This window comes from Streptococcus sp. 2020WUSS084 (assembly GCF_044427445.1).
Classification (GTDB): domain Bacteria; phylum Bacillota; class Bacilli; order Lactobacillales; family Streptococcaceae; genus Streptococcus; species Streptococcus suis.
The window spans coordinates 105,804-119,936 of record NZ_JAOTGC010000003.1 but is presented as its reverse complement, the minus strand read 5'-3'; the positions used below and the strand labels follow the sequence as shown (position 1 = coordinate 119,936).

The 14,133-nt window shown below is 40.0% G+C and carries 8 protein-coding genes; 1 reads left to right on the top strand and 7 read right to left on the bottom strand.

Annotated features, from left to right (window positions below; translation table 11 throughout):
• Window positions 1-40: 40 nt before the first annotated feature.
• The 6 genes from ODU50_RS02955 to prmA form a co-directional block, all read right to left on the bottom strand.
• Window positions 41-895 carry a prealbumin-like fold domain-containing protein gene (locus ODU50_RS02955; protein WP_398581299.1) on the bottom strand — a complete coding sequence of 285 codons (855 nt, stop codon included), beginning with the start codon at window positions 893-895 and terminating at the stop codon, window positions 41-43.
• Window positions 896-919: 24 nt separating this feature from the next.
• Complete coding sequence (locus tag ODU50_RS02950) at window positions 920-2,923, bottom strand: pilin N-terminal domain-containing protein (protein ID WP_398581298.1); 2,004 nt, start codon at window positions 2,921-2,923, stop codon at window positions 920-922.
• Between the two features lie 44 nt (window positions 2,924-2,967).
• Complete coding sequence (locus tag ODU50_RS02945) at window positions 2,968-10,311, bottom strand: SpaA isopeptide-forming pilin-related protein (protein WP_398581297.1); 7,344 nt, start codon at window positions 10,309-10,311, stop codon at window positions 2,968-2,970.
• A 1,169-nt stretch (window positions 10,312-11,480) separates the two neighbouring features.
• Window positions 11,481-11,603, bottom strand: a complete 123-nt coding sequence (locus ODU50_RS02940) for a membrane protein (protein ID WP_012027982.1) — start codon at window positions 11,601-11,603, stop codon at window positions 11,481-11,483.
• Window positions 11,604-11,606: 3 nt separating this feature from the next.
• Window positions 11,607-12,353 carry a 16S rRNA (uracil(1498)-N(3))-methyltransferase gene (locus tag ODU50_RS02935; RefSeq protein WP_398581296.1) on the bottom strand — a complete coding sequence of 249 codons (747 nt, stop codon included), beginning with the start codon at window positions 12,351-12,353 and terminating at the stop codon, window positions 11,607-11,609.
• 1 nt (window position 12,354) lies between these two features.
• Complete coding sequence (gene prmA, locus ODU50_RS02930) at window positions 12,355-13,308, bottom strand: 50S ribosomal protein L11 methyltransferase (RefSeq protein WP_172030087.1); 954 nt, start codon at window positions 13,306-13,308, stop codon at window positions 12,355-12,357.
• A gap of 213 nt (window positions 13,309-13,521) precedes the next feature.
• On the opposite strand from prmA, the gene ODU50_RS02925 reads away from it, so the two are divergent.
• The gene (locus ODU50_RS02925; protein WP_221737275.1) at window positions 13,522-13,626 is read left to right on the top strand and encodes a putative holin-like toxin; all 105 of its coding nucleotides are present in this window, start codon (window positions 13,522-13,524) and stop codon (window positions 13,624-13,626) included.
• Between the two features lie 153 nt (window positions 13,627-13,779).
• Here ODU50_RS02925 and ODU50_RS02920 read toward each other — a convergent pair whose 3' ends face one another.
• The gene (locus ODU50_RS02920; RefSeq protein WP_044671419.1) at window positions 13,780-14,133 is read right to left on the bottom strand and encodes an ASCH domain-containing protein; all 354 of its coding nucleotides are present in this window, start codon (window positions 14,131-14,133) and stop codon (window positions 13,780-13,782) included.

Below are 14,133 nucleotides of genomic sequence, written 5' to 3'. Positions count from 1 at the left end.
CTGACAATGGGATTTTCCCTCTATTCTAGTCTGTCAAACGTTATCGCTTAGTATAAGTTACCAAGCGATAACCTAGCAAGAAGAGCAAAATACCGGTAGATAAAACTGCAATCACCACCACATTTCCTGTATATGGAATTTCAATTCCAGGAGGTGTAACAGGTTTATTCTTAATCTTAATGATCTCGGACACATGTGAATCCGAGGTTATTTCAAAAGGAATCGTATCTTGAGATAAAATGTAGCCAGTAGGGGCCTTGACCTCTTTTAAGTAGTAAGTACCATAAGGAAGAGGACCTACCACAAACTGACCATTCGAACTTGAAGTGACGTGATAAGAATTGCCGTCAACTATCACTTCCTTCAATTCTCCGCCTACTTCCTCAAGAACCGCAAACTCTGCCCCAGATAAAGGGGCTGTACTTGTTGATACCTTTAAAAACGGCTTACTCCCCTTTTCTTCGCTAGGTCTCCTGACCTTAGCCTCAATCTTTGTAACACCTCTACCTACATTCATCAAGAATGGGATAACCTCAAGACTCGTAGGAGTTCCTGCTTGTCGAACGTAATACCAGCCCTTAGTCAATCCTCGAAAGGTAGTTTGACCTTCTGATGTAATGGCCTTAGAGGCAATGGGTTCTCCATAGGCTTGGTTCAAGTCCGAACGGCTTTTTTGATACAAGGTATCTGCCAACTGCTCAGCAGAGACTGGCTCTTCTGTAGCGATAAACCAAGCCTCCAAACCCGTTGATACTTGACTGGGGTCCACTCCTTGAGGGAGAGGAATATGAACCTGAACTCCAAAGGTATCCTCTGCTTGAGCCGAGAAAGAGGGCAGAGACAACGAACAGACCAGTGCCATCATGCAACAAACTAGCTGTTTTATAATCCTCATATTACCCTCCTTTTCTTCATTTGGTTAAGCATCTTCTGCTTGGCGTTTCTTCATAGCAACATAAGCGAATACCATCGCACTCAAACCTACAACTGTGAAGACAAGTGTACCGATACCACCCGTTTGTGGAATGGTTACTTTTTTGTTTTTGATTTGAGTATGTCCATCAATTGACAATTTAACTCTGTCATCATTCCAGCTACCTCTTTGAACTTGGAATTCAATGCCTGTACTCAATAAAGCATAGCCTTCTGGAGCTTTGGTTTCTTCTAGTGTATAGGTACCTTGTTTTAAACCTTTGACTTCAAATTTACCATCTTTAGATGAAATGAATGTAAAGGCTTTAGTTTTTTCTGTTACCCACTCCCACTGCATACTCAACGCTTCATAGGCTGCGTCACGCGCTGCTTTCTCTTTTTCAGCATTTCCATTCTTCAACGCTATTAGGTAGGCTTGTTCTGCTCGATTGTATTCTGTTACTTCTTGATCTTTTGTATCGGACGCTTTCAATGCTAAATAGCGTCCTTCACCATTCTTCACTACAAACTCTGCACCTGTGAGTTTTTCAATGTCAGCTGCATCTGATTCCTTATCATTAGTCTTGATAAAGCGTTTACCGTAAGTGATAACTTTTGGTTGTTCTGGTACAATTGGTGGTGGGTTGTCTGACGGGTTGTTGGTTACTGTAACAATGTGAGCTTTTTCTCCACCTTCACTAGCATAAGATGGAATAGTTCCAGAAGTCGTATCTTCCACTACAATATACTCAACACCTGCTTTAAGATTGTCACTAAATTCTTTAGTAGTTTCGCTAGGTTCTAACGTAAATTCGCCAGCAAGTACACCTGTATTTTTTTCATATACCTTGAATTTTACCGATTTTTTATCTTGTTCTTTTGTCCAAATCTTGTTAACTCGGATTTTTACTTTACCACCTTCTTCTTTCGGCGTTACAGGTTTTGGTTCAGTTAAAGTACGTGGGCGATTACCATAGTGGAATTTCACTTGGTTAGGGATTTCAGTATCCACTTTTGCTGAATCGTTGAGGATACCTTTGTAGTTCAAGGTGATATTAACATCCTTCTCTTTAGCTACAGCTTCAATAGCTGCTAGACCTTCCTCTTTCATTTTCACCATGAAGCCACGTTTATCTTCGGCTACTGTATAGTGAGTATCTTTGGCTAAGTTAGGGACTTCTTTGGAAACAACAGACAATGATTGTAGTTTAAAGTCCAATCCCTCAACCATCAAATCTTCCCAAACAATTGTCTTGTAGCTAGAACCTTTTGGAATTTTAGTTGTAATTTTATACTCTATCTCATCACCGATAGTGACATTTTTTGTGTCAGTTGTATTGTCACCAAAAGTTTTTGTTACAGTCGGTTTATCTTCTGTGTTTTTTGGATAAACGTGAAGTGGTTTATCTGTATTATTAAAGTAACCACTTCCCTCCGGGTGTGTAACTGGTAGAACAAGACGGAAAGGAACTGCCTTAGCTTCAGTTAGTTCGCTACCAGTAGCGTCACCGTTTTTATTGTAGTATGGTGATGCTTCCTTATCTTCTACAAAAATGTAAGTACCATTTTCAAGAGTAAATGAAGCACCTGCACTGCCAGCATCTGTGTTGACACCTTTAGTACCATAGTCATTGGCCATTTTTTGATAGTGCTCTGTAGCACCCTCACCAGTGATACCTAATTCAGTACCGGTTTTTGTGCCAGATGCTGGATTGTCAACTTTCTTCCAAACCTTAAAGTTGACACCTGCAATTTCTGTAGCAGATTGACCAAAATACTGTGTAAACTTACCTGTTTGAATTTCTGTACCATCATACTTCTGGATAGCTTGTGCTGTCTGGTGGTCAAATTTTTCAAAATCTTCCTTGCTCATCAAGACCTTATGCACCACAACCTTCGTTTGTTGTGGTTGCGTATCTTCGGCATGGACTAAGTGTTTAATATTTATCAGTGAACCGAGCACCATTAGGAACACAGTAAACACTGAAAATAATTTCGTCAATTTTTTCATTGTATACTCCTATTTTTTATTTCTTATTTTGTTTACATTAGGAACTATCTAGTATATTTCCGACGTTGCTCAACGGCAAAAGCAATGAACATCATCACCCCCCCTAATGCAATATATGGAATGATACCCATACCACCTGTTTTCGGATATTCTCCTTTGCGGAGGTTTTTCACGATAATCAGGTGATTGTCCATATTGTCTAGACCGACGAGGTCCTCTCCATCTTGGATAGAGATAGCTCCATCTGCGCCAATATTAATATGGAATTCTTTCTCAATCTTTTGATAACCGTCAGGGGCTACTGTTTCTCTCAAGATATAGGTTTTCCCCACTGCTAAATTGTCAAAGAGGACTTCATCCCCTGCTGTTGTCGTTGTTTTTACAACTGGGATTGCTTGAGGATTGTCACTTTCTCTTAGTTCAAACGTTGCTACAAGACGTTGCGTAGGATCGCTATAGGACCGTTTAGCAAGTTTGATGTGGGTTGTTTGTTTTGTATTCTTCATGTTAAAGAGAATAATATTATCACCATCTACCCTTTCAGCTAAGGTAACCTGATTATCTCCATTATGAAGTTTGGTCGTTCCATCATGGTTTATCTGGAATCGGTATTTCTTAGGATTTAATTGATATCCCGTTGGCGCAACAGTTTCTTCCAAAATGTAGTAACCAAAACTCAAAGATGTTTCAAAGAGACCATTTTTCGTCACACCACTAGCAACTTCGGTATCCTCAACACCATCATTGTTTGGATCACTGTAAATTTTAAATGTTGCACCATTTAGAAGGTGATTCTCGTCACGACTATCTGTTTTTTGGAGTCTGAACTTAAATTGCTTGAAGTTCTTGATGGTGATCTCAAGGGTAGCACCTTGTGACGTATCAACTGTCACCATATTCGGATCTGACTCTAAAATTTGTAAACTACCATCTGGTCGGATTTCAAATTTGGTATCTTGTAATTGATTAACAGGGCGATAGCCTCCCGTAGGAACAACTGTCTCTTTCAAAATATAGACGCCAACTGGTAAGTTCGAGAAGGTGATACTGTTGTCAGCGCTATTTGTATCCCCCTTCATATTAACACCAGCAATTACAACTGGACGACCATCCTCTGTAACAAGTTCAAAGTGCGCATTTAAACCAAGAGTCGGATGGTGATAATCACGTTTTTTGATTTTAAGATTGTACCTACGCTCGTTATTTTTCACTTTAATGCTGATCGCATTTGCAAGAGCACCACTAACACCAGGTAAATCTGTTACACTAACCGAATTAGTTTGACTTAAAACTCTAAAACGTGTCACAGCTTTCTGTTGCGTTACCGCATAAGCTTGCGTTGTTTCGTATAACTCCAACAATACCGGTGCACTCAAACCGTCATAACCTTCTGGTGCTTGTGTCTCTACAAGAACATATTTGCCAAGCGCTGTCGCAGTTAATCGTGTCAAACTGCTTTGACCTGTAAATGTCAAGGTTTGTACGAGATTGGTATCGTCAAGAGAGGTACTTGATACAGTTGCCCCTGTTGTACTATCGTCAACTTTATAGAGCTTAAAGGTAACAGGTTTTGAGATTTGCTTGTTATTCGCATCTACTTTCTCAATTTTCAACTCTGGATTTTCGATGTTACCGATTTTAATAACATTAGCGGCAACATCACTTCCACCTGCTTCAATCGTTTGGGTAGCATCTCGAACACTTACCTGCAATTCTCGGATTCCCAACCATCTATTTGTTCCCGTCTGTAGATTCCGTACACGAATGTATTGAGCATAGATATCTACAGTCTGAGTAAGGTCGGTCTCGGTGAAATTACCAATTGATTGATAGGTGATACCATCCGGTGAATACTCAAGGGCATAGCTATCCATTTTGTCATGGTCACTACCGTTTGTGGTATTTTTACCTTGAGCAAAGCGAATTTGCGTTACGCGCTGAGGCGAACCTAAGTTCACTCCCCACCATTGTCCCTCATTCAAAGTCGAACTTGAGAGTTGGTACAAGGCACCGGTTGTCAAATCACCGTCCAGCGCCTTATCTTCTGTACTAGAGCCATAGGTAGAGGCCATAGCAATCTCTGCAGATTTTATCACATACAAACCACGTGCTATGTGACTACTTGTATCCGAGTCAGAGTAAAAACGCACGCTGCCATCCCTATTAACATAAATCGTGTAGTTTTCTGTCGATTTGATATAGCCAGATGGGGCTTGTGCTTCTGTCAGAGTATAGACCCCAGGCTGGAGGTTTTCAAAAACAAAGTCTTGGTTTGCAGCTTGCTGTTTGACAATGGTGACGGTCGGATCGTCATTCTTTGTCAAAGTAAAAGTCATTTGTCCAGTGATAAGGTTGGTCAAATCACTAATCCCTTTAACACGCTTGCTAACTTTGAATTTTCCGAGTGGATAGTTCTTGACTTTTATCGTAATCGTATCTGGCGAGCTCGTCGTCACATCAATACCTTCAAGATAATCACTATTCACTTCTACTATACCATCTGCCCGAATAGTGAATGGTACCAAACCTGATAAGCCGATATAACCCGATGGAGTTTTTTCTTCTTTGATATAGTAAGTTCCTGGGGCAAAGTTTTTAGGGAAGCTGAACTCTCCATTGTCAAAGTTTGCAATTTGCCCATCAATTACATTCCCTTGGCTATCCGTAATACCAATACGTGTCTGCACAGTTACTTTCTGTCCAGTCAGTGCATCAATTTTCTGAACTTTAACTTTATAAGTTGGAGGGCGGTTAATAATACGCTCACTAGTACCAGATTCAAAACTGATAGTTCCAGTCTCAGATACCGTAAATCGTGCCGCAGCTGTTGTTAACTTACTATAACCTGCTGGCGCACTAGTTTCCCAAAGTTCATAGGTTGTACCACCTTGCAAGTGGTCCACACGGAGCTTGCCTTGACTATTTGAAGTTAAGCCTGTTAGAACTCGTTTGTAGCCTGTTTGGGTTATCTGACGAAGCTCAAACACTGCATCTGCGAGTGGCTGACCTTGCTCATTTACCTTGGTGAACTCAGTACTAAAGTCCTCGTCAACAACATTTATACTAAAGTTTCCGTTGACAGCTTCTACCGCTCCCGTCTGTGTATTGGAAGTGTCTGTTAATTTACGTACTTTTAACTCTCCATTTTCCTCATAAACCTCAATATCAAGAGGAGGAATCGTTTTATAGCCCGCAGGAGCTTTTGTCTCCGTCAAAGTATAAATGCCTTTTGCGAGGTTAGAGAAAATAAACTGACTTGCAGGAAGAACTTTTCCTATTGTGACATCATAATTTCCACCATTTTTACTTTGCAGTCTAAAGACAGCTCCTTTCAATGGCTTACTTTCACCAAATTCAAATTTATTGATTTGAAGTGTAGTTGATTTAGTATTAACAACCTCTGTTGGCTTATTGACATCGTATTTTTTCCCATCAATGGTAATATTTTGATTATTGGTTACGACAATAGTGTGCTCTGTCGGATCTAAGATATAGCCAGGTGGTGCACTAGTTTCTTTAAAGGTGTAGGTACCACCAATTATCTCCGAAAACTGAATATCTCCATTATCATCTGAAACTGCGGTTCGATATGGTTCATTTCCTTTATATAATGTGAAAATCGCACCTGAAAGTGGAATTTTCTGACCATTTTTAATTCCAACCTTTTTCAGTTTAAAACCATACCAATCTACAGGATAAGCACCACCTTGTGATACTGTATCTCCCTCACGACGATAGATATTAGTGGTTCTTCCTCCACCCATAACTGGACTATTCCATGGTACACTCATACCATTATAGTACAGACCATTTTTCTGAAACTTTTTCCGTTCTTTTAGACGGACTACAATTGCTTTATTACCTAGTTTCCAACCTTCTTGATAAAATTCGATTGTATGAGTGCTTTCAAATCCATCAAAAGCCGGATAAGAATTTCTCTCAGAATAAACTCGAACAGATATTCCAATATCCGTACCTGGTAGGTAATAATGGTGGATATTCCCATTATTTGATGTTCCTTTATAAGTGAGCTTTTCTAAGCTATCCTTAGAATAGGACATAGCCTTGGTACCATCTGCTACATAGAGTTCGATAGATTGAGGAATACTATTTGCTACATTTCCATTTGGAAACAACTCTAAACCTGGATGAAGAAAATCATAAAATTTTCTCCTATTACCTAGACCTCCAGTTATATTATTTCCTCCTGCATTATAAACTAATTCCCAAGTAAAAGTATCTACAGTCTGGCTATATTGATATTTATTTATTCCTCCAAACTTAGATAGCCCTCCCTCACGATTGTCGTTATTTGTAGCATCTAATCTTCCATCTGCTTGTATCGTTTTTTCACAATTCATTCCACTTCCATTATAGGTGGATTTGAAGCTCAGTTTCTTATTAATCAATGTCTGATTGCGAGTAGTCGTTGTATACCACTCGGGAAGGTTTGGAAGCACCCCTGTTTTATATAGTTCTGTAGTCGCTTTATTATTGATTTTAATCACATTACTGGTTGGAACTCCAATCTCAAACCAACCATTGTACTCTTGTACGGAATAAGCCTCTGTGGTCAGTACAAAGCGAATTAAATTATCTTTTTCGTGATAAACTTTTGCTATCACCTTACCATTTGCAGACACAGTGGACCATGCAACATTAGGATTTGCAACATGACTTAACTTTAACTCTGGTGGCAATTCTAAAGTAAATGAATCTCCTGCACGCGCAAAAGCAGGTATTTTCAAGTTCATTTTCATCGAACCGTCAAAACCACCCCAAATTTTAGAACCTGATTTATACATGACATAATTGATGCTTACAAGGTCTATACTGCTTACCCCATAGTTTCCGCAAGTATCTGGTGGGAATACTGGTGTCGTGGTATTATCCTTTTTATTTGTAAAGACATAGTAAAGATTTTCCCAGTCAGTCTGTGCGCTAGAAAGAATATAACCTGATGGAACAGCTTCGGTCACATCATAATATATCCTCTTTTTAGTTGCTGTGCTTCTCATACCAGAAAACTTATCAACATTAGCAATCGTAATTTGTGTATTATTTGCGCTAAGTGTTTCCTTACGATTAGTTAAACTTCCTCCATTAACCGTAAAGGTCACGTCTACCTTATCACTATCAGCCTCCCAATTCTTCTGGATTTTTATATCACCTTTCAGCGCTTCTAGTTGTGCTCCTGAAATGGTGTGATTAACTTTTTCGTCTTTCACATTTGTCACTGTCTTAACCAAAGCGACCGCACCTGCTGGAACATTGTCAACCGTAATCTGGTTCCCAGACGTAATGACCTTTTCAGCTTTAGTTTCAGTATAGGTTCCATTACTTGGTTCATATATATAAACCTTATATTCATGGACAGCTTGTGAGCTATCTAGAGCAACATCAAATGTAAACCTTTGGGTTGTCGACGTATCATTTAGTTGTGAACTAGTCCATTCGATGACCTTATCGTCATCATCACTATACTTACCAATTGTACGATTGGTATTGGAAGTATTGACCGTATCTACCTTTAAGTCCCCTAGAGGACCACCATCATTTTTAGCTGGAAGCGTAATAGTATCTGCTGTTGATAAGGTACGTGTTTCCTTCTGAGTTAGGGTAACCGATGTACCATTATAGGTAAGCTTGCTGCCCTTTGGAGCATCGACAGTTACTTCCGACCGATAATCCAAACTATAGTTATCACTTGGAATCACCACAGGAGTCTCAATCGTATAGACATACGTCCCGTTTCCAACTGGTAAATTATCGGTAGCTGACTTAAAATTGTCGAAATTTCCGTAGTAAGTCATATTGGGCGTTATTGCAACTCCATCCTTCATGATAGAAGTAATTTTAGGTTCACCCAAACCAGAGTCAGTTGTTGTTGAGAAGGCATTTCTAATGGAGGTGATATTGCTATTGACACCGCCTACCGTAGTAGTGTATTCCCAAATGATTTTTGTTGTATTGGTATTTGAGTCAACCACTACCTCTTTTTTCTTCAAGACACCATCTTGTGAATAGCTTTGATAAACACCTGGAATTGAAATTGTAATAGGTTTAAAAATGTATTTTATGTTTGACTCTTCACGCGTGATGGTTGTTGTTTTATTCCCGAATACGGTGGTCGTTGTAGTGGCATTTGCATTTCCTGTCACAGTAGGATTATCAAATAATGAAGTATCAAGTAGCGAACGTGCTACTCTCGCTGAACGCGGCATCAAAGATGAATCCAATATTGAGTTCAGCATAAGTCCTTCTAAAGGATTTTTAGGGAAGTTGCTAATTGAGACATTTTGTCTTGATTGAGCTACTGTTAACTCCACTACTTCTTTTGTGGCAGAAATCTCATAACCATCTATGGTAGATTTTTGAATTATCGCATAGTTTCCCAACGGAAGATTTGAAATCGTTAGGAGACCATCTTTATCTGTATGACCAGTATAAACAAGATTTTCACTTTCTACATTACGCACCTCAAATGTAGCACCTTCGATAGCTTCATTTTCAGCATCCTCAATGCCCTCTTCTTGTTCAGAACTAGATTTTGTTAATTTGATACAGATAACTCCTCGTTGTTCGACCAAAGCATCCACCGCTTGCTCTGACTCTGGAACTGTTGAACTTCCTTGTGATTCTGGATTATCAGGTACATTTTCTTTTGTTTCAGAGACGGGTGGGTCTTGAGAAGGACTTACTACATTGACATCCTCAGTAGATGAAGGCTTTTCATTAACTTGAGAATACTCCTTAAAGACACTCGGTTCAGCTTTAAAATATGCGATATGTTCCGCATCTACTACCGCTACTAACTCCCCCTTAATAACCTCACTGACCTTGGTAAAACTTAAAGTCAGACTTACATTATCTGCCGAATAATCCAATTCTGTTGTTGGCAGCAGTCTATAGGAATGGTAGTTTTCTCCATACACTGGAAGTTCTTCTACAGTCTTTGACAATACATCTAATTCATTTGAAAGAGAGCGTTTTTCTGTCTCACTCTTTGTTATAGCTAGGTCCTTCTCGTTATATGACTCATCTAGTTTCCAACCTTTTTCTAAATCATCTTTCTTTAACTCTAGCCCTTTTTGAGTGATAACTACTATACCTTTTTCGTTAAAATTCTGTGTAGCTAAACTCTGCTTATCTATTGTAATTTTTTGACCTATAGTCTTTGGACTAGACAACGATTCTACTAACTCAATATTTAATCTATCTTTGTCCTCCTTTTTGTCTTCGATATAGGTGCGTCTTATTGTTGAAGCACCATCGGTCGACAAACTTTCTGCCATGATATACATCGCATCTGTAAAACTATACGTGCATAGAAAAAAAACTGACATTAAACTAGCTAATTGAACTGCTTTCTTTCTAAATTCTATCATCTCGTACTCCTTGGTTTGTGTCTAAATCTGCTAAAGTTGAGATACAGGGACATTATCTTTTTCGGTTCTAAATATAAACAAAATCAACTTTAATACTTATTAAGCTTACATGAAATTGATAGTTCAAACACCATTATTTCAATGCACTATAATATAAATAGCAATCGCCGTAAGTTCCCTGCAATCTTCCTCTAGTTTTCACTTTTTACAATAACACTTACACAGATTTTTTCCATATACAATCTTACTTGATTTCCCTCTAAAATCAAGCGACATTCAGCGATAAACACAGAAAAAATAGAAAAAGAACATCTGGAAATGACAAAAATCACCTTAATATAAAAATGACCATATTTCAAAAAATATGCATCACACCATATTACATTTCAAACACTGACTCTCTAATGAGTCTAGGACAAAAAGATTTGTTTTTTTGAAATACCTCATCTGGTCATTCTACCGATTGATAAACAAAACAAAAAACGAACAATACTAGTTTCTAGATACCTTAAAACTAATTTTGTTCGTTTTTATATACAAATTTTTAATTTTTCTCAAAATCATTAATAGACTAATTTTAGATTCGATTGAATAAAAGATGTAGCTTAAATATTTCGGCGACGCTATTTCTGTTGCCAAAAACTCGGATTTGTGAGCTATTATATATAAGTCTGTCCTAAATTGTTTTTCTTGATAAAGAATTCCCGAACTACTTAAAAAGGACTTTTTACCTTTTTAGCCTAATATGCATGAAGAAAAAATTACTCACAGGCAATCTAGCACAAATAATAGCGCAGCTAGGTAAAAAGTACAACGCCACTTCTTTAAGTTAGTGTCAATATCTCAGTGCAGTAGTTGATTGCTCTAGCAATCTGAGAGAATTGCTTGAGGTTAGAAATTGAACAAACAAAGTTTGTGCCGAGACAGCCCAAGAAACTGTTTCAGCCTGACCCTAGAAATCAAAAGTGAGGTAAAAAAGTTGGATATAGGATTTGTAAAAAAAAAAATCACAGCAATTCGTATTTTATAGTCTTTTAATTTACTTTTAGTACGAGGCAATGAGCCGCAGGCATAACTGAAGTTAGGCAAGGCGAGTTAACGAAGTAATAAAAGAAAAACTAAATGACGATACACTCAAAATCTACCCTAATCAGCTATGCAAGGATGACTCAAACATTCCCCATCGTCAGTCCCGACTGATGCCGTTCTTTCAGTAAATGGCCAAACCAAGATCCTAGCAAACCTGCTAGGGCAATGGCCAAGGTATTTATAATCGTCCCTAAGGCAAACATGGACTACCTCAACAATTCCGTCGCATAACTAATGGTCGAAAGAGCATAAAGCGGAGCTGTTTCCGCCCGGAGAATGCGAGGACCTAGGCCTGTCTTGACCGCTCCTGCTCCTTCGAAAGCAGCTACTTCCTCAGGCGACACGCCACCTTCTGGACCGACGATGACAAGGACTGATTGGCCAATTTCTAAGCCAGACAAGATTTTCACCAGGTTGGCTTGTTCGCCTTCTTTTGCGGCCTCTTCGTAGGCTAGGATAATCTGGTCAAAGCCTGCCAGTTGAGCCAGGAAATCCGATTTTTTCTCAAACAAGCGAACAGCTGGAATGCGATTTCGTTTGCTTTGCTCGGCTGCGCCTTGGGCGATTTTTTCTAGCTTTTCTGCTTTTTTGGCTAATTTTTTACCGTCCCATTTGACCACAGACCAGTCAGCTGGAAAGGCCCAGAGGGCTGTCATGCCTAATTCCGTTGCCTTTTGGGCGACAAATTCGAGCTTATCTCCCTTAGGAAAGCCCATGGCAACAGTAACGGAAACGGGTAATTCGACATTATCTGTCAGTTCTTCGATGATTTCAACAGATTGGTTCTGGCTATCCACTACACGCGCCAAGCGTTTGATGCCGTCATCAAAGACTAGGACAATCTGGTCGTCTGCCTGCAAGCGCATAACAGAAAACATGTGCTTGGCAGTGTCCTTATCGCTAATCTGGAAAATGCCCTGCGGTGCTCTGCCATTGACAAAATACTGCTGCATCCTAGCCTCCAATCACGCCTGAGCGGTCAGTCGTCTTCTTAAAGACGCAGCAATTCCACTCGCCCTGAATCATGTGGGTCTCAAGGAAGAAGCCAGCCGCCTCCGCAGATGCTCGCACCATGTCCCACTTGTCCGCTATGATGCCACTCATAATCAAGTAGCCCTCGTCCTTGACCAGACGGTAGGCATCCTCGGTCAGATGAATGAGAATATCCGCCAAGATGTTGGCAACGATGACTTCTGCTTCAATGTCAACGCCACGGAGGAGGTCTCCTGCCGCAACATGAATATTGCTAGTGTGGGCGTTGAGGTCAATGTTTTCCTGGGCCACACGCACCGCCACTTCATCCAAGTCATAGGCGTAAATCTCCTTGGCACCCAAGAGGGAGCTGGCAATGGAAAGGACGCCTGAGCCTGTGCCGACATCAATGACCGTTTCGCCACCACGCAGGACCTGCTCCAAGGCAAAGAGGCTCATCTTGGTCGTCGGATGAGTTCCCGTACCGAAAGCCATACCTGGATCCAGGCGGATAATCTTCTCACCAGCAGTCGCCTCATAGTCGGTCCAAGACGGCACAATGGTCAAATCGTGGGTAATGCGGGCTGGCTCATAATATTTCTTCCAGTTATCCGCCCAGTCTTCCTCTGCCAGTTCCTGACTTTCTAGGCTGACCTGACCCGTCTCCAAGCCAAAGCCCGTCAAATCCGCCAGGCGAGTTGCCAAATCTGCCTTGATTTCCTCAATATCCACAGTATCAGGATAATAGGCCGTAATCGCAATCATATCCGACTGCTCCACCTCGGGATAAAGTTCACCGAAACGGTCCTCCTGTCCCACATAGTCAGCTGAGTCGCTAATAGCCACCCCCTGACTGCCCGTTTCAATCATCAGATTTGAAACGGCTTCCTCTGCATCACGATGCACGTGAATCGTTACTTCTTGCCATGAGTTCATATTTCTTGTTCCTTTACTTTTCTATGCGTCAATCACTGTATTATTGTACCGATTTCTAGCCTATTTTACAAGTTAATGTTATATGGTAAGTAAAATCAAAATAATTTTCGAATAAATGAAATGACAGGAAAATCTGAGCGGTGGTTCTGATTTCTGAAAGGTGGTGGTGCCTATGCAAATAGACACAAAATCCAACGGAAAGGAGAACCTGATTTGTCAGCAGATGAACTAATGGTCATCATAGCTTTTGCAAGCTTACTTGTAAATATGCTTGGTTTGATCATTACAATCATCGTAACCATGCTAGATAAAAAATAGACCGCCCAAGATTTCAAGCTGGCGGTCTATTTTGTCCAAAAGCTGAACCATCGTTATGGTCCTGTCAGGGCGTTGAGCTGGAACTCAACGCCTTTTCTATTTTTATAGTAGCAAAAGTTTCGCCTGCAGTCAAGCAAGAGAGGAAACGGAATGTCAAATAGAATCTATTACCCTCAATTCTATACCTACTGCACCATATTGTTCTAACTGTTCTCGCGAATAGTAAACTTCCATATCTTCTGGTTTCGCCTCTCTGATACTGCTTTGCGTATACCCACAAGACAATAAATCCAGTTCTTTGTATAACTGAGCAAAATTATCAAATATGTGAAGATCTAATACTTGCACCTCGATCGTTTGCGTCTGATTCTCTGTACAATAAAAACGGATGCGATTTCCAATTTGTATATGCTTGCGCTTCTCATCGTAAAGTCGTAGCTCAATGGTCTTCTGACCAGACTTCATCATTTCAAAAGGTTTTGGAGCCAATAACATTTCATGAACCAT